The following is a 19684-nucleotide window of genomic DNA, read 5'->3' on the forward strand; positions in this document are numbered from 1 at the left end:
GCTTTGCTGATGCTGACGGCTGACGGCTAGGTTATTTCCCTCACGACCTCCACCCCGTTGCGCCCCAACTGGTGCAAGAAGAGCGCGTGGTAGAGGTCGCCGGGGTGGCCGGGGGCGTCCCAGGTCTGGGTGCAGGTCTCGGGTACGACGATGCGCCGGCCCAGCCCGGCCGCCAGGTTGTGGGTTTGCAGGTGCAGCGCCAGCGTATAGAGGCAGAGGTCGGTGACCACGCCCACGGCGACGATGGTGTTCACCTCGAGCCCCTCCAACCAGCCCCTGAAGCCCGCGCTGGTGTGGCTGGCGATGCTGTTCTTCTTGAAGTGGCGGTAGTCCTGCCAGTGCGGCAGGGCTCTCAGTTCGCTCACCGCCTCGGCCTCTAAGCTGCCTTTGACGCAGTGGGGCGGGTAGACACTGAACTCCTGCGCGTCCTCGGGGTGGCTGTCCTGGATAAAGGCGATCTGCGCGTCGGGCACACCGTGTGCCGTCAAGCGCCCGACGGTGTCGGCCACAGCGGGGATTACCGCGGCGGCACGCTCGCTGGCCAGCGCGCCCTGGCGGCAGAAACCCTGGGTCATGTCCACGCTGGCGAGCGCGGTGCGCGCGGGCTCGAGCCCCGCGAGCTCGAGCGCGCTCAGCCCCTGCAGCCAGTCCTTCAGGAGCGCCGCCTGCACCGTCGCGCCCTTTGCTACCGCCCCTTTTGTCAATGTTGTTTTTGTCAATGTTGTTTTTGTCAATGCCGTTGTCAACGCCTCTCGGACTAGTTCGTTCATCCCTTAGTTATAGCGCATGAGTTATATAGAAGTTATATCGCATGCTCCAAAAGCAAAGGCGCCGCCTGGCCGACACCTGCCGCTAGCTTGCGCTCAGGCCTTATATGCTGCTCCAACAGGCCGCCCTCTCGTCCCAGGAAGCCGCAAAAGGTCGCATGGGAGCGGCCCTTTCTTTCCCTTCGTGATAGCCTGCCCTGTGGAAGTCGACAACACCTTAAGGCCGCGCAGCCTCGCCGATTACGTCGGTCAAAAACGCCTCAAGGAGAAGCTCCAGGTCTACTTGGAGGCCGCCAAGGGCCGGGGTGAGCCCCTGGATCACGTCCTCCTCTACGGCCCGCCCGGCCTCGGCAAGACCACCTTGTCGCACATCATCGCCTATGAGCTCGGCGTGGGCATCCGCGTCACCAGCGGCCCGGCCATCGAGAAGCCCGGCGACTTAGCGGCCATCCTGACCAATGCCCTGGACGAAGGCGACGTGCTCTTCATCGACGAGATCCACCGCCTCGGCCGCGTCGCCGAGGAGCACCTCTACCCGGCGATGGAGGACTTCAAGATCGACATCATCTTGGGCCAGGGTCCGGCGGCGCGCACCATCCGCCTCGACCTGCCGCGCTTTACGCTGGTCGGTGCGACCACCCGCCCCGGTTTGATCACCGGGCCGATGCGAAGCAGGTTTGGCATCATCGAGCACTTGGAGTACTACAGCGAGGACGAGCTCGCCCACGGCGTCAAGCGCGACGCGGCGCTGATGGGCTTCGGGCTCGAGGAGGAGGCCGCCCTGGAGATCGGCCGCCGCGCGAGGGGCACCATGCGCATCGCCAAGCGCCTCTTACGGCGCGTGCGCGACTACGCCGAGGTGGCGGGGGAGAGCGCGGTGACCGTGAAGCGCGCCCGCAGCGCCTTGGACGAGCTCGGTCTCGACGTGCTCGGCCTCGACGCGCGCGACCGCGCCATCTTAGACGCCATGATCACCAAGTTCGCGGGCGGCCCGGTCGGCTTGGACACCCTGGCGACGGCGGTGTCGGAGGACCGGGCGACCCTGGAGGAGGTCTACGAACCCTTCCTGATCGAGAAGGGCTTCGTCCAGCGCACCTCGCGCGGGCGCGTCGCCACCGAGCGCGCCTACGGGCACCTGGGCTACGCCTACGGCCGCGCCGGCGAGCGGGGGCTCTTCGAGAGCGAGGTCGAGGACGCCTAGAGGCCCTGGCGTTGCGGCAGCCCGCTCCGGCCTAGCGGTCCAGTGGCCTGTTTGACCTCTAAAGCGGCTCTGGGAGCGCCGGTTTCCACTGACCTTTCCTTGAGGCGACTCCTTGAGGCGGCTTTGTGAGACAACTCCTGGGGAAGAGGTGTGCCGTCCCCTTATCCTCCGCGCCTTTTCGGGTTAACTTGTTTGGGTTGAAGGAGGTAGCTCTCTTGGCACGGACCAGAGTCACGATTTGGAACGAATTCCTGCACGAGCGGGAGAACGAGACCGTCAGGGCCCTCTATCCGGACGGCATCCATAACGCTCTCGCCCACGGCGTCGCCCGCTTCGGCGACCTCGAGACGGCCACCGCCACCCTGGAGCAGCCCGACCACGGCCTTGGCGGCGCGGTCCTGGAGAATACCGACGTGCTCGTCTGGTGGGGCCACAAGGCGCACAAGCGCGTGAGCGACGCCTTGGCCGCCAGGGTCCAACAGCAGGTGCTGTCGGGGATGGGGCTCGTCGTGTTGCACTCGGGGCATTTCTCAAAACCCTTCAAGCGCCTGATGGGCACCAACTGCTCCTTGAAGTGGCGCGAGGCCGACGAGAAGGAGCGGCTCTGGAACATCGAGCCCGCGCACCCCATCATGGCGGGCATCGGGCCCTGTATCGAGCTTCCCCAGGAGGAGATGTACGGCGAACGCTTCGACGTCCCCACGCCCGACGAAGTCCTGATGCTCTCCTGGTTCCAGGGCGGCGAGGTCTTCCGTAGCGCCTGCACCTGGCGGCGCGGCCACGGCCGCGTCTTCTACTTCCGGCCCGGCCACGAGACCTATCCCAGCTACCATAACGACGATATCCTTCGCGTCATCGCCAACGGCTGCCTCTGGGCGCGCCGCCGCGTCACTATCCCCACCGAAAAGGCGCCCCAGGTGAGCGCGCTCGAGCCCGTTCCCAACAGCGGCAAGGAGGCCATCTTGTGAGCTCTACCGCCACGAGCCCCAAAGTCGGCATCATCGGCGCGGGCGGCGTCGCTATCTTCCACTACAAGGGCTACACCGCGGCGGGCGCGGAGATCGTAGGCATTGCCGACCTGAACCCGGCGGCGGTGGAGGCGCGGCAGCGCCAGTGGCACATCCCGCGCGGCTACGCGTCCTATGAGTCGCTTCTGGCCGACCCCGAGATCGAGGCGGTGTCGGTCTGTCTGCCCAACGCCCTCCATCACCCGGCTACGTTGGCCGCGGCCAGAGCCGGCAAGCACGTGCTCTGCGAAAAGCCCATCTCCTTGTCGCTCGAGGAGGCCCAGGAGATGATTGGAGCCTGCCGCGCGGCGGGCGTGACCCTGCAAGTCGGCCACCACCTGCGCTCGGACCCCGCCGCCGAGAAGGCAAAAGCGATGATCGAGCGGGGCGAGCTGGGCCGCGTCACCTACATGCGCCTGCGCCAGGCCCACGACTGGGGCGGCGCCAAGAGGCTCAAGGCGAGCTTCACCACGCTCGCCACCGCGGGCGGCGGCACGCTTTTGGACAACGGCTGCCACATGATGGACTGGGCGCGCTACTTCGGCGGCGAGGTGACGTCGGTCTACGCCCACGCCGCCACGCTTCAGTTCGACATCGAAGTCGACGACACCGCGGTGGCGACGCTCCGGTTTGCCTCGGGCGCGCTCGGTACCGTCGAGACGGCCTGGACCGCCACGGGCTGGGAGTTCGGCTTCTGGATCTACGGCACCAAGGGGGCCGTGGAATACAGCAACCGCCTGGGTACGCCGGTGATGCGCCACGTCTTTCGCGACTCGCCCGGGACCAGTTGGAGTGAAACCGACGTGGCCACCTACACCTTCGGCGGCCTGGACGGGCACTCCCGCAGCGTGGTCGAGTTCCTGGCGGCCATTCGCGGCGAGCGCGAGGTGATCTGCACCGGCGAGGACGGCCTCGAGGCGGTGCGCCTCATCCTGGCCGCCTACGACAGCGCTCGCGCGGGCAAGGCGGTCGAACTGGGGGCGCTCGAGCCGGTAGGCTGAGACCTTCGGTCACTGACCTTTCCAGCCACACCGGGCGGGCTCTGGGCCCGCCTTTTTTGGCTCTTCACAGCTATAAATCTGAGGTTGACAGTCGCCAAGCGCACAAAATTAGCCTGGAACAGTGCCGATCTGTATTGTACAATACCGTCGCCTACGCAAGAATGAAGCCTGCCTCGCTTGCATCCTCGCTCACCCTCCTGTTATAGTCACTTATCAAAGCCACCGTTGCGGTGAATAGTGAGCTTGTGCAGGTCTGAATCACCCGTCAGTGGTGGATTTGACGTAAAAGACTCGCAAAGGAAACAAGGAAAGAGGTGGATAGCGGCTATGAAAAGATCTCTCGGTTTTATACTTTCAAGTCTGTTGATGCTTTCGTTGAGTGTCGGCACTGCTCAAGAGGATCTCTCCGGAACCACGGTGACCATCTTTGGCGCTTTTACCGACTCGAGTGAGGTGAATGCGGTCAATGAAGGCCTTGTGTCTTTTGAAGGGGAAACGGGAGTCGATGTCGTCTATGAAGGGGCGAGCGACTTCGAGATCCTCATCAACACGCGCGTCGAGGCCGGCGACCCTCCCGACATCGCCTGCTTCCCGCAGCCGGGCCTGATGAACCGCTTCGCGGACCAGATCGTGGACGTCACCAGCTTCCTCGAACGCGATTACCTCGAGGGTCAGTACATCCCCGGCATGGTCGACATCTCCGAGTCTTATGACGGCTCGGACAAGGTGCTCGGCGTGTGGACCCGGGTCGTCGTCAAGAGCTTGGTGTGGTACTCGCCGCAGATGTTCGACGACTTCGGCTACGAGGTTCCCGAGACCTGGGACGAGCTGATGGCGCTGTCCGACCAGATCGTCGAAGACGGCGGCGTGCCCTGGAGCGTCTCGATGGAGTCGGGAGCCGCGACCGGTTGGGTCGGCACCGACTGGATCGAAGACATCATGTTGCGCACCACCTCACTCGAGAACTATGACCGCTGGACCGTTCCTGCGAGCGAAGAGGAGCGTCTGCCCTTCACCTCCGAAGAGGTGCGCGGCGCCTGGGAACTGATGGGAAACGTCTTCCTCAACGAGGATTACGTCCTCGGCGGCACCAACCGCATCCTGGGCGTGAGCTTCTTCGACACCGGCGTGCCGGTCGTCGAGGGCCAAGCCTTTATGACCAAGATGGGTTCGTTCATGCCGCCCTGGCTCGGTGACCGCCTCGCCAACATCGACATCGCCCCGGACGGCGACCTCTGGTACTTTCTCTTACCTGAGATCGACGAGGAGTACGGCCGCCCGGTCTTGATCGGTGGCGACGTGTGCGCGATGTTCAACGACCGGCCCGAGGTTCGGGCGGTGATGGAGTACCTGACCACGGGCGAATCCTTGCGTCCCGGTATCGAAGCGGGCGTGTTCCTCTCGCCCCACACCGACGCCGATGCCGAGTGGTACCGTGCAGAGGAGCGCGGCCTGGCCGAGATCCTCCTGAACGCGGACGCGGTACGCTTCGACGGCGGCGACTTGCAGCCTGCCGACGTCGGCGCGGGCACCTTCTGGCAGGGCATCGTCAACTACGTGGGCGGCACCAGAGACCTCGACGCCGTTCTCCAAGACATCGACGCGAGCTGGCCCAGCAACTAGCCTTCGACACAATTTCGACACAATGTAGCCATCGTCGCACCGTGTGGGAGAGCGCTCTCCCACACGGTGTTTAAAGTGTGGTAGGCTCTTCCAATAGTTCAAGCGGGAAGGTCGGCTTAAGGCGGTTGGTATTCCGATTAGTTTGGTATTCCGATTAGTAAGGAGGGTCCCCTGTGCAACGAAGTCAGCAGACGAATCCGCCTCCCCCTACCAAGGTTAGTAATCTCCAACAGTTTCTGACTACGGGTCCACTCCAGCTTCTTTTCGCGCTGATCGTTCCCGTCCTCGGCTTTTTCATGCTGTGGCGTTCCTTCGTCTTTATGCGAGACGCCGACGCGCCACGTTCGCTCATTGCCGTCGTCGCGCTGCTGGTCGGCGTTTTCGGCGTGTGGTTCTTGTTTTGGGCGACGAATGCCTTGGTCGAGAGGTTCCCAGCGCGTGTGCGGGATGGGCTGAGGCCGTATGTGTTCGTCGGACCGGCGATGACCATCTTGGGAGTCTACCTCGTCTACCCCGCCCTCAACACCCTGATGCGCAGCTTCATGAACCGAAACTCCACCGAATTCGTCGGCCTCGAGAACTACCGCGCTATTTTCTTTAGTCGGGAGATACAGCAAGTTCTCCTCAACAACTTCATGTGGCTCGTCTTTGTGACGGCGGGGGCGGTCATCGCGGGTCTGCTCATCGCGGTGCTCGTCGACCGCATCGGACGCCTGGAGCCCGTGGCCAAATCGTTTATCTTCCTGCCGATGGCGATTTCGGCGGTCGGGGCGAGCGTCATCTGGAAGTTCATGTACGACAAGCAGACCACTCCCGGCCTGCCCGAGATCGGCTTCGTCAACGCGGTAATCACCAGCCTGGGGGGCAGAGGCCTGGATTTCATCCGCAGTTTTCCCATCAACAACTTCGCCTTCATGTTCATCATGTTCTGGATGGTGACCGGCTTTTGCATGGTGATCCTCTCGGCCGCCATCAAGGGCGTGCCCTCCGAACTGCTCGAGGCCGCCCGCATCGACGGTGCGAGCGAGATTCGCACCTTTTTCAGCGTCACCGTTCCCTATATCGGCCCGACGCTTCTCGTCGTGACCACGACGGTGCTCATCATGGTGCTCAAGGTCTTCGACATCGTCTACGTCTTCGGCGGTCAGCTCTACGGCGCCGACGTGATCGCCAACCGCATGTTCAGGGAGCTCTTCACCTTCGTCAACTACGGCCTGGGAAGTGCGCTGGCGTCGCTTCTCCTGATCGCCGTCTTGCCCATCATCTTCTGGAACATTCGTGAGCTGCGCCAGGCGCAGGGGAGGTAGTGAAGTGGTCGATCTCAGAAAGGTTCTGACGCGGGGCCCGCTCTACTTCATCGTCATCATCATCTGCGTGTTCTGGTCCATTCCCACGCTCGGCATGCTGATCAGCTCGTTTCGCTCTCAGAGCGACATCAGCCAGAGCGGCTGGTGGACGGTTTTTGCGCTCGAGCGTGAAAATCCGGCGTATGCAGGTCTCCAGAGTGAGGTCGCCAACCGTGAAGTGGCGGCAACGAGGGCGCAAATCACGCTGGAGGGAAGCCAAGAGGCCCTTGCCCAGGCACGGGCCGACTTGGAAGCGGCCCGCGCCGCCGGCGACGCAGAACGGATCGCCGCAGCGGAGGCCGCCGTCGCCGCCGCCGAAGAGGCTGTCGCAGGGGCAGAGGCGCGCGTCGCACGCCAGCAGGAGAGGGTGATAAGCGCGCGGAGCGCCCTAGCCGAGAGCGACGTGCCCGCGAGGATTCGTTTCGGTTCCGAGGCGTGGCGTACGCAGTGGACGCTCGACAACTACAACAGGGTTTTGACGACCGAAAACATGGGAACGGCCTTCGTCAACTCTTTACTCGTCACCGTTCCCTCGGTCGTTATCCCCATCACCATCGCCGCCTTTGCCGCTTTTGCCTTTGCTTGGATGCGCTTTCCCGGCCGAAACCTCTTTTTCGCCCTCGTCGTCATCCTGATGGTGGTGCCGCTGCACGTCGCGCTCATCCCGATCCTGCGCATCTACATCAATCTGGACCTAAACGGCACCTACTTGGGCATTTGGCTCGCCCACACCGGCTTCGGCATGCCGCTGGCTATCTACCTTCTCTACGGCTACATCTCCACCATCCCCAAGGAGATCATCGAGTCGGCGGAGGTAGATGGCGCCTCGCCCTTCACGAAGTTCTCGACCCTAGTCCTACCGCTCTCCATCCCGGCCATCGCCTCGTTCGCCATCTTCCAGTTCTTGTGGGTCTGGAACGACCTCCTGGTCGCGCTGGTGTTCCTGGGAACGCAGGTCCAAAACCGGGTAGTGACCCGCGAGCTCGCCGAGATGATCGGCTCCAGGGGCCAGGACTGGCACATCCTGACGGCCGGCGCCTTTATCAGCATGCTGGTGCCGCTGATCATCTTCTTCATGCTCCAACGCTACTTCGTGCGCGGGATGATGGCGGGTTCGGTCAAGGGCTGAGCTTTGGCAAGACCTGGAGACCTGTTTCTCCGAGCCTCCCCAGCCCCCATGCTGTATTGTGGAGCGGGGAGGGCATACTTCGGTGAAGGAGCAGGTTCAAGCGGCTGCGGCACCCGAACTCGACCTCGAGCGCATCGCTCGAGACCTGGCGCGGAGCATGAAGGCCGAAAAGGTTATCCTCTTCGGCTCGAGAGCCAGGGGCGGCTCGAGTCGGCGCAGCGACCTGGATCTTTTCGTGGTGCAGAAGACTGAACGGCCGCCGCTAGCGCGTATTGGCGAGGGCCTCAAGCTCTTGCCCCCGCTCCCTTGCGACGTCGATCTCATCGTCTATACGCCCGATGAGCTCAGTGCCAGGCAGGAAACCCCCTTTATGCGGCGGCTTTTGAGTGAAGGTGTCATCCTCTTTGACACTCCCCACGGCTAAAGCCGGGGGATTCTCGCGTCACAGAAAGGAGCTGACAGTATGCCAGTCTTACCCCTTCTCAGCGATTGTTTAACGTCCGGGCTATCAGACCGGACGGTTGAACGATTGCACAGCTTGGTTATACCCGCTACGCCGGGCACTTTCGCACCCGTTAGTTCTGTACCTTTACGCACAGAGTTTTACCCACAGGACGATTTGCCTGTGGAACCGCAGGAACTCTGTCTTTCATGGTACGCCGGACTTGTTACGTCCTGAACACAGGGTAGCACACTTCGCTCCGCTCAGCACTCAATTCACCTGTGCCCGAAAGGGTATCCGCTCCGCTAAAGCGGGCGGTTTCCTTGAGTGTTTCCTATGAGCGTTCTCCATGAGCATTGACAAAGAGCGCCTGGAGGCGCGGCGCTGGCTCTACCAGGGGCAAGACGACCTGGAGGCGGCAAGGGTGCTGCTGGACGTGAGCCAACGCTTACTGAGTCCGCCCGACTAGCTAAAACGCTGCCTGTGAGGTTCGGAGTTAAGTGCTCGAAGAGGCCAGGGGGCGGCCGTCCGCGCTCATTTCGAAGCGCTTCATCCAGCCCAGCACCGACTCGAGGCTGATGTTCCCGCCGCAGATGATGGGCACCACGGTCTTGCCCTTTATGTCGGGCAGCAGACCTTGCGTGAGCGCAGCGAGCGTGCAGGACGCGGCCGGTTCCATGAGGATTTTTTCGAGGTTGAGACTCCACAGGAGGTCTTGCAGGGCGGCCTCGTCGGAGACCACCACGACGCGTTCGACGGCTTCCCTGATGATGGCAAAGGGCCGCTCGCTGCTCCGCTTGGTGCCCAGGCTCTCGGCGATCGAGGTGAACTTGGGCAGTTCTACCGGGTAACCCGCGGCCAGCGACTGAGCCATGCAGTCGGCGCCCAGAGTCTCCACCCCGACGACGCGCACCTCGGGCCTGAGCTGCTTGACCGCCGAGGCGACGCCCGAGATGAGCCCGCCGCCGCCCACCGAGGCGAGGATTATGTCCACGTCCGGAACCTGCTCGAGCAGCTCGAGGGCAAGCACACCCTGGCCCGCCATGATCGCCGGGTCGTCAAAGGGGCTCACGTAGGTGTAGCCCTCGCTCGCCACCAGCCTTTCGGCGTGGCGGTTGGCCTCGTTCCAGTCGTCGCCGCGAACGATCACCTTGCCGCCCAGAGCTGCAATGGCCCCCAAGCGGATCGCCGGCGTGGTCGAGGGCAGGACGATGGTCGCCTTCGCGCCGACCTGTGCGGCGGCGTAGGCGACGCCCAGGCCGTGGTTGCCCGCCGAGGCGGTCACCACCCCGCGCGCCCTTTCGGCCGCCGACAAGCAGAGGAGCGCGTTGAGCGCCCCGCGCACCTTGAAGGCGTGGGTGGGCAAAAAGAGCTCGAGCTTGAAGACGACCTCCGCCGCCAGCCGCCGGCTGTAACTGTCGGCGCGGAGAACGGGGCTCGGGCTGAGGTAGGGGGCGAGGCGGCGCCGCGCCGCCTCGATGGAGGAAAGGGGGATCATGACCCGCTCAGTCTATGCCGCAAGGCGAGAGGACACTGTGAGGAGACACTGTGAAGGGACCCGGTGAGGGAATACCGTGTTATACCGCTGCGCCGCGCGGCCCGACCGTTTAGACTGAAGCATGGGTCTCGATCCCTTCTCACGGCGCGTCTTTTTGCAGACCCTGGACCAGGCGCTCCTCCCCGCGCGCTACTCCTCGGGCAGCCTGCGGCGGGCCTCGGCCCTGCAGCGCTTTCTGGCCGGCCTGCACGCGGTAGGACGAGACCGGCTCGAGTTCACCGGCCCCGCCGAACTGCTCGTCGTGAGCGGGCGCGACTGGCGCCGCCTCTTCAGCTATCCCTACGGCCTGCCCTTTACCCGCACCAGGGCGGGGGGCGGAGGGGTCAGCATCGTCGCGGCGGCGGACTACCCCGCCAAGCTCCTGCGCCGCTGGGACGGCGTTCTCCTGCGCGCCGCCCAGTGCGGCCAGCACCCTCCCGGCGACCTTCCCGAGTTTCTCGACCTGCTCGTCGGCCACGAGTGGGGCCACGCCGCCGCCAACCTCTCCGGCCTGCGCGCGCGGGTCAAGTGGTTCGACGAGTTCATGGCCACCTATCTCTTCCTGGTGGCGCTACGGGGCAGCGACCCCGTCTCCGGGCCGGAGCTGGCGGAACGCTTCGCCCGCTGGTCGCGGACGGTGGCCGCCGGCAGCACGGTGGCGCGGGCCGACCTGGGCGCCTTTGAGTACCCGCTCGCCAAGCTCAGCTTCGACAACCTGGCCTGGTTCCAGGGCGTCTTCACCCTCTTCGCCTGGGAGCTCGTAGAGCGGCGCGGCTGGGCCTTTCCGCTTATGGTCCAGGCGCGCCTGGGGGGGACGGACCGGGGCGACCTGGCCCGGCTGCTCGTGGAGGTCGAGCCGGGCTTCAAGGGCTGGTTCGCGACCTTCGGCCCCCTCAGGGAGCGTGAGTGCTAGCGCCGCTCAAGGGCTCCCTCGAGCCTTGGGCGCTGGGCTTTGCGCCCCCGAAAGGAAGAACGCCGTGGCGGAGCTGACCCTTCCCCTGACCGAACTCCTTTCGCTGGTAAAGGGCCTGCGCCCCCTGCCCGAGGAGGTCGCCGAGCTCAGCTTCGCGGGCGACAGCGTCTTTGTGACGCTCGAGGCCGAGCCGCTCGAGCTTACGGCCCGCGTCCGCCTCAAGTTCGAGGCCTTTGCCGGGGGCGTGGTCACCTTCGGGCTCGAGCTGGGCGCCTCCTCCCGTAGGGAGGAGCAACCCTACGCGCTGCTCGCGCGCGCCTTTGGCGTCCCCGAGCCGGGCGTCTTCAACCTCCACGTTCCCCGCCTGGCGCTCGACTTAGGTCTCCTGCTCGCTCACACCGTCCGCGGCGTCACGGTCACCGATTTCCGGCTCGAGGACGGGGAGCTTAGGGCCTCGGTCCGCATCGCCGACTTCAGGCTCTTAGGGGCTCAGGCTTAGCGCATGGCCGGGTCGCCGCGAGCCCGGCGAGGGGAGGCAAGAGGGTGAACCTTCTCGAGCATATCGGTCTACTTAGCGGCGTGAGGCGGCTCCCCGCCCTCGTCGCCGCGCTCCTCCTGAGCGCCCCGTGTCTGAGCGCCTCGGCCGTGCTCGAGGCCGTCCCGGAGACGGTCCCGGAGACGAGCCCGGACGTGAGCAGGGTGGATATTGCCAGGGTGGACACCGACAGGGTGGATATCGGCGGCCGCCGGCTGGCCCTGCGCTGTCAGGGCGAGGGAGAGCCGGTCGTGGTGATGGAGGCCGGCCTGGGGGACGCGGGGACGGTGTGGGAGGCGGTGATGGCCAGGGTCGCCCGCGTCACCAGGGCCTGCGCCTACGACCGCGCCGACCTGGGCGACAGCGACCCGGCGCCGGCGGGGGAGACGCGCACCGTGCAAGACGCCGTGGACGACCTGGCCGCGCTCCTGGACGAGATCGGTTTGGAAGACCCCGTCGTGCTCGTCGGCCACTCGGCCGGCGGGCTCATCGCGACGATGTTCGCCCATGATTTTCCCGAGCGGGTGGCCGCGCTCGCCTTGGTGGACAGCTCGCACCCCGATCAGGCGGCGGCCCTGGCCGAGGTCCGGCCGAGGCGGGCGAGCGAGGCCTGGGAGGCCTTTTTGGCCCACAACCCCTCGCTCGAGCGCTGGGACGTGGCCGCGGCCTTTGCGCAGGGGCGCGCGCCCTACGCCGAAGCCGGCTCGCTCGGCGATCTGCCGCTCGTCGTCCTCAGCCGCGAGACGACGCCGTCTCCCGACATGGTGAGCTTTTATACCGAGGCGATCTGGCCGGGCTATACTCTGGACATCCTCGAGCGCGAAGAGGAGGTCTGGCTGCGCTTGCAGCGAGACCTCGCCGCCATGTCCTCGCGGAGCGAACACCGCATCGCCGCGACGAACGACCACTACCTCCATGTTCGCGAGCCCGATTTCGTGGCGGCGGCGGTCAGCGAGCTGGTGGCGGCGGCGCGGCGCTGAGGGATGGTCCGCGGCCTGTTCCAGAAGGAGGCGGCGGACTCCCGACACCGCCCGGCATCGTTCAGGTATAAGATACGGCTACTATGAAAGCAAAGATAAACCCCGAGCGTTACCCGGACAAGCCGGTGGCTTGGCCGGTTCTGTAGCCTTATGCCCAAGACCCCTATCAAAGCACCGATTGGCCCGGAGAAGACCGCCAAGGGCTGGATCCAAGAGGCGGCCAAGCGCATGCTGATGAACAACCTCGACCCGGAGGTGGCCGAGAAGCCCGAGGAGCTCATCGTCTACGGCGGGCGCGGCAAGGCGGCGCGCAACTGGCCGGCCTACCACAAGATCGTCGAGACCCTCGACAGGCTGGAAAACCACCAGACGCTGCTGATCCAGTCCGGCAAGCCCGTCGCCGTCCTGGAGACCCAGCCGCTCGCCCCGCGCGTGCTTATCGCCAACAGCAACCTCGTCCCCAACTGGGCCAGCTGGGAGGAGTTCGACCGCCTCGACCACGCGGGTCTGATGATGTACGGGCAGATGACCGCGGGCTCGTGGATCTACATCGGCACCCAGGGCATCCTCCAGGGCACGTTTGAAACCTTCGCCGCGGCAGGGGAGAAGCACTTCGGCGGCAGCCTGAAGGGCACCGTCACGGTGACGGCGGGCCTGGGCGGCATGGGCGGCGCGCAGCCTCTAGCGGTCACGCTGGCGGGCGGCGTGGCTGTATGCGTGGAGATCGAGCCACAGCGCGTTCAGCGCCGACTGGAGACGCGCTATCTTGACGAGGTGGCGACGTCCTTGGATGACGCCATCGCCCGCGCCGAGAGGGCCAAGGGCGAAGGCCGCGCCCTCTCCATCGGCCTCCTCGGCAACGCCGCCGCGGTCCTGCCCGAAATGGTCAAGCGAGGCTTCATTCCCGACCTCGTCACCGACCAGACCAGCGCCCACGACCCGATGTGGGGCTATATCCCCGTGCTCAGGCCCGACGAGGACGCGGATCACCTGCGCGAAATGCAACCCGAGCTCTACCTGGCGCGCGCTAGAGAGGCGATGGCGGCGCACGTGCGGGCGATTCTCGAGATGCAAGCGCGTGGCGCCGTCGCCTTCGACTACGGCAACAACCTGCGCGCCCAGGCCAAGCTGGCGGGCGTGGAGAACGCCTTCGATTACCCCGGCTTCGTGCCCGCCTTTATCCGCGAGGCGTTCTGCGAGGGGCGCGGCCCCTTTCGCTGGGTGGCGCTCTCCGGCGATCCGGCGGACATCGCCGCCACCGACCGGGCGCTCTTGGAGCTATTCCCCGACGACCCCAAGCTCCAGCGCTGGCTGGGCTGGGCGGGCGAAAGGATCGCCTTTCAGGGCCTGCCCGCGCGCATAGGCTGGCTGGGCTACAAGGAGCGCGACCGGGCGGGCCTGCTCTTCAACGAGATGGTCAGGGACGGCCGCCTCAAGGCGCCCATCGTCATCGGCCGCGACCACTTGGACGCCGGCTCGGTCGCCAGCCCCTACCGCGAGACCGAGAGCATGAAGGACGGCTCCGACGCGGTCTCCGACTGGCCGCTGCTCAACTTCGCGGTCGGCGTCGCCAGCGGCGCCGCCTGGATGAGCTTCCACCACGGCGGCGGCGTCGGCATGGGTTACAGTCAGCACGCCGGCCTGGTCGCGGTCGCCGACGGCAGCGAGGAGGCCGAGAGGCGCCTCGGGCTCTGCCTCGTCAACGACCCGGCACTGGGCGTCGCCCGCCACGCCGACGCGGGCTACGACAAGGCCAAGAGGGTGGCGCACGAGCGCGGCCTCGACCTGCCGAGCCTATGAGCCACTTGTCCTTATGAGCCACCTGCCCTACGGCGGCATTGCCACCTTCGCCCGCGCGCCGCTCGTTGAGCTCGAGGGCGCTTGGCGCGCGGACGCGGCCGTCCTCGGCATTCCCTTCGACCTCGCCCTGGGCTTCCGGCCGGGCGCGCGCTTCGCGCCGCGCGCCATCCGCGAGGCCTCCTTGCGCTACCCGCTGTCCGAGGGGGGTTTTTACGACCTGAGGACGGACGGGATGCGGCTGGCGGGACTGGAGATGCGTGACGCCGGCGACGTGGTCTTGCCCAGCCTCGAGCCCGAGCTGGCGCGCGAGCGCACCGAGGCGGCGGCGCGGGCCTTGCGGGAAAGGGCCACCCTGCCCGTCTTTTTAGGCGGCGACCACAGCGTGAGCTATCCCCTCCTGCGCGCCTACAGCGACGTGCCGGACCTCCACGTCGTCCAGCTCGACGCCCATTTGGACTTCACCGACGTCCGCAACGAGACCCGCTACAGCAACTCGAGCCCCTTTCGCCGCGCCAGTGAGGACCTGGCGAACCTCGCCCACATCACCACCCTCGGCCTGCGCGGCCTGCGCAGCGACCGCGAGGCGGTAAGGGCGGCGCTCTCTCGCGGGCACACGCTCGTGCCGATGTGGGAGCTGGAACGGCTGGACGAGGCAATAGAGCGCCTGCCACGGGGCAAGCAGGTTTATCTCTCCTTCGACGTGGACGCGCTCGAGCCCAGCGTCTTGCCCGCCACCAGCAGCCCCGAGGTGGACGGCCTCTCCTACGCCCAGGCGATGACGCTCATCGCCGCGACCGCTGCGCGCAACAGCCTCGTCGGCATGGACATCGTCGAGCTCGCGCCAGGGCTCGACGCGAGCGGCAACAGCGCGCTACTCGTCGCCCGCCTCGTCGTGGAGACGCTGGCCGAGGTCTTCGGATGAAGGCCGACAGGCTCTTTACCAACATCACCCAGCTCGCCACCCCTACGGGCAAGGGGCCGAGACGGGGCAAGGCGCAGGGAGAACTCGAGGTCGTCCGCGACGCCGCCCTCGCCGTCCGCGAGGGGAAGGTCGCCTGGGTAGGTCCCCGCTCCGCCTGGCGCGGCGAGGCGACGGAGGCGCTGGATCTGGGCGGGCGCGCGGTGGTGCCCGGTCTCATCGACCCCCACAGCCACGCGGTGTGGGCCGGCGACCGCCTGGCGGACTTCGAGGCTAGCGCGCGCGGCGAGAGCTATGAGGCCATCCTGGTGAGGGGCGGCGGCATCCGCTCGACGGTGCGGCACACCGTCGCGGCTTCAAAGGGAGAGCTTGTACAACTGGCCCTGCCGCGCCTGGAAGCGCTGATGCGCTCGGGCGCGACCACTATCGAGGTCAAGTCCGGCTACGGCTTTACCTTGGAGGCCGAACTGAAGATGCTGGAGGTGGTTCGAGACCTGCAAGCATACCTGCCTGTCCGCTTGGTGCCGACGCTGCTCGTTCACATCCCGCCAGAGGACAGGCGCGAGCGCGGGGCTTACCTCGACATGGTCCTGCACGAGCTGATTCCCGCCGTCGCCGCGCGAGGCCTGGCGACGGCCGTGGACATCTTCGTCGAGCGGGAAGCGTTCAGCGCGGATGAGGCCGAGCCTGTCCTGCTCGCCGCGGCTGAGCACGGCCTCGCCGTCAAGCTCCACGCCGATCAGTTTCAGGCCAGCGGCGGCGTCGAGCTCGGCGTGCGCCTGGGCGCGCTGTCGGTCGATCACCTCGAGGCCTCGGGGCCCGCGCAGATCGAAGCCTTAGCAGGCAGCGCCACCATCGCCACCCTCCTGCCCGGCGTCTCCTTGCACCTCGGCCTGCCCCCCGCGCCGGGAAGGGCGCTGATCGACGCGGGCGCGGCGGTGGCCGTAGGCAGCGACCTCAACCCCGGCTCGAGCCCGCTCTTCTCCCAAAGCCTGGCGCTGGCCCTGGCGGTGCGCCTGAACGGCCTCACGCCCGCCGAGGCGCTCACCGCCGCCACCTTGAACGCCGCCTGCGCGCTCGGGCTCGGCGACGCGGGCAGGCTCGAGCCGGGCTGCCGGGCCGACTTTCTCGTGCTCGAGGGCTCGGACTGGCGCGAGCTTGTCTACCGGCTCGGCGAAACCGCTCTCTCCAGCCGGTGGATAGCGGGCTCGAGGGCCTCCGGCGCCAGCCGCGCGAGGCAAGAGAGAAGAGGTGGCCATGCTTTCACTGGATAGCTCGCTCTCGCTGGAGGACCTCGTCCGCGTCGTGCGCGGCCATGAAAAAGTCGCGCTCTCTGCCGCCGCGCGTGAGCGCGTGGTCAAGAGCCGCGCCTACGTTGGGCGCCTGGTGGACAGGGGGGAGCCCGTCTACGGCGTCAACACCGGCTTCGGCAAGTTCCAGAACGTGCGCGTTCCCCCGGGCAGGCTGCGCGAACTCCAGCGCAACCTCATCCTCTCGCACGCCATCGGCGTGGGCGCGCCCTTTCCCGACGAGGTGGTGCGCGGCATGCTGCTCCTGCGCGCGCAGTCGCTGGCCTTGGGTCACTCCGGGGTGCGCCCCGAGGTCATCGACTTGCTCTTGGCCTTCTTGAACCACCGGGTGCATCCGCTGGTTCCCTCGCAGGGCTCGGTGGGGGCCTCGGGCGACCTCGCGCCGCTCGCGCACCTCTCCTTGTCCCTCATCGGCGAGGGCGAGGTGACCTACCGGGGAAGGGTGCAGCCCAGCCTGGCGGTCCTGCGGGGGCTGGGGCTGGAGCCCTTGGTGCTCGAGGCCAAGGAGGGCCTGGCGCTCATCAACGGCACCCAGGCGATGGGCAGCCTGCTGGCGCTGCTGATGGCCGACACCCTCACCATGCTGAGCACGGCCGACATCGCCGCCGCCATGAGCGTCGAAGCCTTGAAGGGCAGCCACAAGCCCTTCGACCCCCTGGTCGCGCGGCTGCGCCCCCACCCCGGCGCGCTCGAGGTGAGCCACAACCTCTGCGCGCTGCTGGCCGACTCCGAGCTCAACGCCTCGCACGCCGACTGTCCCAAGGTCCAAGACGCCTACTCGCTGCGGGCGGTGCCGCAGGTCCACGGGGCGGCGCGCGACGCGCTTAGGCACGTGCTGGGGGTGCTGCTGGTGGAGATGAACGCCGTCACCGACAACCCGCTCATCTACCCGGATGAAGAACGCGTCATCTCCGGCGGCAACTTCCACGGCGAGCCGCTGGCGCTGGCCGCCGACTACGCGGGCATCGCGCTGGCCGAACTCGCCAACATTTCCGAGCGGCGCATCGAGCAGATGCTCAACCCGGCGCTTTCGGGCTTGCCCGCCTTTTTGGCCTCGGAGGGCGGCCTGCACTCGGGCCTGATGATCAGCCAGTACACCGCCGCCTCGCTGGTCAGCGAGAACAAGGTCTTGGCCCACCCCGCCTCGGTGGATTCGATCCCCACCAGCGCCAACCAGGAGGATCACGTCTCGATGGGCACCATCGCCTGCCGCAAGGCGCGCGACATTTACGAAAACGCGCTGTGGGTGCTGGCCATCGAACTGATGTCGGCGGCGCAGGCGCTCGACTTCCAAAAGCCGCTCAGGCCGAGCCGGGGCGCCGAGGCCGTCTACCGGCGCATCCGCGCGGAGATTCCCCACCTCGAGCAGGACCTCTACTTCAAGCCCGAACTCCTCAAGTTGCGCGAGATGGTGCGCAGCGGCGAGCTCGTCAGGGTGGCCGAAGCCGCGGTAGGAACCTTGGCCTAGCCTTCACCAGGCTTGGTCTCAGCACAGCTAAGGACCGCAGCTTTACCTACCTGAGATACTGCTGCACGTCGCGGTTGTGGTCTTCCAGGCTCAGGTTGGGCACGAAAGCCCGCTCCCGGGTGTGCAGGAAGTAGAGCCAGGGCCGGCCGTCTGGGCTGCTGTGCTCGGGCGCGAAGAGGGCCCGCAGGGCGGCGCGACCGGGGTTGCTTATGGGGCCGGCGGGCAGGCCCGGCCGGGTGTAGGTGTTCCAGGGGTGGTCGGCGGCGGGCGTGAAGTCGCCGGCGAAGCGGTCGAGCTCGTTTAGGCGCTTGCCCAGCCCGTAGGCCACGGTCGGGTCGGCCTGGAGGAGCATGCCGCGCTCGAGCCGGTTCAAGAAGACGCCGGTGATGATGGGGATCTCGCCCTCGCTGCCGGCCTCGGCCTGGATGACGCTGCTCAGGGTGACCCAGTCGTGGACGCTCATGCCAAGCCCTGCGATGGCCTCTACGAGGTCGGGCGTGAGCTCGCGCTCGAAGCGCCGCAGCATCATCTCGACGATCCCCTCGGGCGGGAAATCCGGGGGAATATCGTAGGAGGCGGGAAAGAGGTAGCCCTCGAGCCCGGCGTCCTCGGCAACATAAGGAGGCCGCAACGCGCCGGGCTCGTTTACGAGGGCCATAAAGGCCTCTTCGGCAACGAGCCCCGCCTCCTCCAGGCGCGCGGCGATGTCCACGGCCCTGAAACCCTCGGGGATGAGCAGGCGCACCACCCGGGGGCGGCCGCCCGCGCCGAGCACCCGCGCCACCTGGTCGGCGGTCATCGCCGGGCTCAGCTCGTAGAGGCCCTCGCCCAGGTTGCGGTCGAGGCCGCGGTAGCGCAGCCACAGGCGAAAGACGCCTGCGTCGCGAATGAGCCCCTCGCGCTCGAGCTCGCTCGCCACGCGCACCGCGCCCCAGCCCGGCATCACCTCGAACTCGCGCGTGGCGGGGGCCGAGGGGTCGGCGGAGCCGAGCTGCCGGGAGAGGTAGAGGGCGCCCGCCCCGAGGCCGAAGAGCAGGACGAGGAGGCCCACCAGGAGCGGCCGCCCGCGCCTCGTTGGGGTTGGGGAGGGGTCGGGAAGATCCATAGCCGAGCGGCAGCTTACCCTTCGTCCGCCTTACCCTGATGAGCCTTAGCCTGATGAGTCTGGGCCTGATGAGCTTGGGCCTGATGAGCTTGGCGCGCCAGATAGGTCTCGAGGATACGCACCGCCGCGCCCTCGTCCAGGAGTCCCTTCTCCTGCCGTTTCTTCTTGCCCTTGCCGCTCTTTAGGAGGTCCTGGCCGGCCAGGCGCGAGGTCAGCCGCTCGTCTTCGAAGGCGACCGTGAGCCCCGCCGCCTCGAGCGTCCCCGCAAAGGCGCGCACCCGCCGCGTCTGCGCCGAATCACCGCCGCTCAGGCTGCGCGGCAGACCGACGACGACGAGCTCCGCCCCCTCCTCCTCGGCCCTGGCCTTGACGGCCGCCACGTCGCGCCTCAGGCCCTGGCGGCGCAGGTAGCCCCGGCCGAAGGCGAAGGACGAACCCGCCTCGGCTCTGGCCAGGCCGATGCGGGCGTCGCCCACGTCGAGCGCAAGGAGCGCGGCCATAACAGGGTCTGGGTGCCGGGGTCCGGAAGGGACCGAACCCTAGCCCCTAGCCCCTAGCCCCTCGAGAATCTCGGGAATGGCCCCAAACGCCTCTTGCAGCC

At 66.8% G+C, this 19684-nt stretch carries 18 protein-coding genes; 14 read left to right on the forward strand and 4 right to left on the reverse strand.

What is annotated here, in order from left to right; translation table 11 throughout:
* Nucleotides 1-26: 26 nt before the first annotated feature.
* Nucleotides 27-770 (reverse strand): cysteine hydrolase, encoded by a 744-nt coding sequence (locus M3498_00905; protein ID MDQ3457855.1) that lies wholly within the window; start codon nucleotides 768-770, stop codon nucleotides 27-29.
* A 196-nt stretch (nucleotides 771-966) separates the two neighbouring features.
* On the opposite strand from M3498_00905, the gene ruvB reads away from it, so the two are divergent.
* The 7 genes from ruvB (at nucleotide 967) to M3498_00940 (ending at nucleotide 8498) form a co-directional block, all read left to right on the forward strand.
* Nucleotides 967-1968: a Holliday junction branch migration DNA helicase RuvB gene (gene ruvB, locus M3498_00910; GenBank protein MDQ3457856.1), complete on the forward strand. Its 1002-nt coding sequence runs from the start codon at nucleotides 967-969 to the stop codon at nucleotides 1966-1968.
* Nucleotides 1969-2183: 215 nt separating this feature from the next.
* The gene (locus M3498_00915; GenBank protein ID MDQ3457857.1) at nucleotides 2184-2936 is read left to right on the forward strand and encodes a ThuA domain-containing protein; all 753 of its coding nucleotides are present in this window, start codon (nucleotides 2184-2186) and stop codon (nucleotides 2934-2936) included.
* The gene (locus tag M3498_00920; protein MDQ3457858.1) at nucleotides 2933-3976 is read left to right on the forward strand and encodes a Gfo/Idh/MocA family oxidoreductase; all 1044 of its coding nucleotides are present in this window, start codon (nucleotides 2933-2935) and stop codon (nucleotides 3974-3976) included. Before M3498_00915 ends, M3498_00920 begins: the two co-directional genes overlap by 4 nt.
* Nucleotides 3977-4342: 366 nt before the next feature.
* On the forward strand, nucleotides 4343-5599 hold the full coding sequence (locus M3498_00925) for an ABC transporter substrate-binding protein (protein ID MDQ3457859.1): 1257 nt from the start codon (nucleotides 4343-4345) through the stop codon (nucleotides 5597-5599).
* Nucleotides 5600-5772: 173 nt separating this feature from the next.
* The gene (locus M3498_00930; protein MDQ3457860.1) at nucleotides 5773-6906 is read left to right on the forward strand and encodes an ABC transporter permease subunit; all 1134 of its coding nucleotides are present in this window, start codon (nucleotides 5773-5775) and stop codon (nucleotides 6904-6906) included.
* Nucleotides 6907-6910: 4 nt separating this feature from the next.
* Nucleotides 6911-8074, forward strand: coding sequence for a carbohydrate ABC transporter permease (locus M3498_00935; GenBank protein ID MDQ3457861.1), 1164 nt, complete (start codon nucleotides 6911-6913; stop codon nucleotides 8072-8074).
* A gap of 82 nt (nucleotides 8075-8156) precedes the next feature.
* Nucleotides 8157-8498: a nucleotidyltransferase domain-containing protein gene (locus M3498_00940; GenBank protein MDQ3457862.1), complete on the forward strand. Its 342-nt coding sequence runs from the start codon at nucleotides 8157-8159 to the stop codon at nucleotides 8496-8498.
* Between the two features lie 514 nt (nucleotides 8499-9012).
* Here M3498_00940 and M3498_00945 read toward each other — a convergent pair.
* Nucleotides 9013-10014 carry a threonine/serine dehydratase gene (locus M3498_00945; protein ID MDQ3457863.1) on the reverse strand — a complete coding sequence of 334 codons (1002 nt, stop codon included), beginning with the start codon at nucleotides 10012-10014 and terminating at the stop codon, nucleotides 9013-9015.
* 121 nt (nucleotides 10015-10135) lie between these two features.
* On the opposite strand from M3498_00945, the gene M3498_00950 reads away from it, so the two are divergent.
* From M3498_00950 to hutH, 7 genes are all read left to right on the forward strand, one after another.
* Nucleotides 10136-10966, forward strand: coding sequence for a hypothetical protein (locus tag M3498_00950; GenBank protein ID MDQ3457864.1), 831 nt, complete (start codon nucleotides 10136-10138; stop codon nucleotides 10964-10966).
* A 64-nt stretch (nucleotides 10967-11030) separates the two neighbouring features.
* Nucleotides 11031-11465: a hypothetical protein gene (locus M3498_00955; protein MDQ3457865.1), complete on the forward strand. Its 435-nt coding sequence runs from the start codon at nucleotides 11031-11033 to the stop codon at nucleotides 11463-11465.
* 80 nt (nucleotides 11466-11545) lie between these two features.
* Nucleotides 11546-12481 (forward strand): alpha/beta hydrolase, encoded by a 936-nt coding sequence (locus tag M3498_00960; protein ID MDQ3457866.1) that lies wholly within the window; start codon nucleotides 11546-11548, stop codon nucleotides 12479-12481.
* Nucleotides 12482-12631: 150 nt separating this feature from the next.
* Entirely contained in the window at nucleotides 12632-14281 is a 1650-nt protein-coding gene (gene hutU / locus M3498_00965) for a urocanate hydratase (protein ID MDQ3457867.1), read from the forward strand.
* A gap of 13 nt (nucleotides 14282-14294) precedes the next feature.
* Nucleotides 14295-15203: an arginase family protein gene (locus tag M3498_00970; protein ID MDQ3457868.1), complete on the forward strand. Its 909-nt coding sequence runs from the start codon at nucleotides 14295-14297 to the stop codon at nucleotides 15201-15203.
* The gene (gene hutI / locus M3498_00975; protein ID MDQ3457869.1) at nucleotides 15200-16474 is read left to right on the forward strand and encodes an imidazolonepropionase; all 1275 of its coding nucleotides are present in this window, start codon (nucleotides 15200-15202) and stop codon (nucleotides 16472-16474) included. The genes M3498_00970 and hutI overlap by 4 nt, the downstream gene beginning before the upstream one ends.
* The gene (gene hutH / locus M3498_00980; protein ID MDQ3457870.1) at nucleotides 16458-17978 is read left to right on the forward strand and encodes a histidine ammonia-lyase; all 1521 of its coding nucleotides are present in this window, start codon (nucleotides 16458-16460) and stop codon (nucleotides 17976-17978) included. The genes hutI and hutH overlap by 17 nt, the downstream gene beginning before the upstream one ends.
* A 46-nt stretch (nucleotides 17979-18024) precedes the next feature.
* Here hutH and mltG read toward each other — a convergent pair whose 3' ends face one another.
* Together mltG and ruvX are read right to left on the reverse strand one after the other, a co-directional pair.
* Nucleotides 18025-19083: an endolytic transglycosylase MltG gene (gene mltG / locus M3498_00985; GenBank protein ID MDQ3457871.1), complete on the reverse strand. Its 1059-nt coding sequence runs from the start codon at nucleotides 19081-19083 to the stop codon at nucleotides 18025-18027.
* Nucleotides 19084-19097: 14 nt separating this feature from the next.
* Complete coding sequence (ruvX, locus tag M3498_00990) at nucleotides 19098-19583, reverse strand: Holliday junction resolvase RuvX (GenBank protein MDQ3457872.1); 486 nt, start codon at nucleotides 19581-19583, stop codon at nucleotides 19098-19100.
* Between the last annotated feature and the right edge of the window lie 101 nt (nucleotides 19584-19684).

This window comes from Deinococcota bacterium, from assembly GCA_030858465.1.
Lineage (GTDB): Bacteria > Deinococcota > Deinococci > Deinococcales > Trueperaceae > JALZLY01.

Coding starts and splice junctions, on each gene's coding strand:
- hutH (MDQ3457870.1), top strand. CDS start 16,458: ATGCTTTCACTGGATAGCTCGCTCTCGCTGGAGGACCTCGTCCGCGTC.
- hutI (MDQ3457869.1), top strand. CDS start 15,200: ATGAAGGCCGACAGGCTCTTTACCAACATCACCCAGCTCGCCACCCCT.
- M3498_00905 (MDQ3457855.1), bottom strand. CDS start 770: ATGAACGAACTAGTCCGAGAGGCGTTGACAACGGCATTGACAAAAACA.
- M3498_00970 (MDQ3457868.1), top strand. CDS start 14,295: ATGAGCCACCTGCCCTACGGCGGCATTGCCACCTTCGCCCGCGCGCCG.
- hutU (MDQ3457867.1), top strand. CDS start 12,632: ATGCCCAAGACCCCTATCAAAGCACCGATTGGCCCGGAGAAGACCGCC.
- M3498_00925 (MDQ3457859.1), top strand. CDS start 4,343: ATGCTTTCGTTGAGTGTCGGCACTGCTCAAGAGGATCTCTCCGGAACC.
- ruvX (MDQ3457872.1), bottom strand. CDS start 19,583: ATGGCCGCGCTCCTTGCGCTCGACGTGGGCGACGCCCGCATCGGCCTG.
- M3498_00945 (MDQ3457863.1), bottom strand. CDS start 10,014: ATGATCCCCCTTTCCTCCATCGAGGCGGCGCGGCGCCGCCTCGCCCCC.
- mltG (MDQ3457871.1), bottom strand. CDS start 19,083: ATGGATCTTCCCGACCCCTCCCCAACCCCAACGAGGCGCGGGCGGCCG.
- M3498_00950 (MDQ3457864.1), top strand. CDS start 10,136: ATGGGTCTCGATCCCTTCTCACGGCGCGTCTTTTTGCAGACCCTGGAC.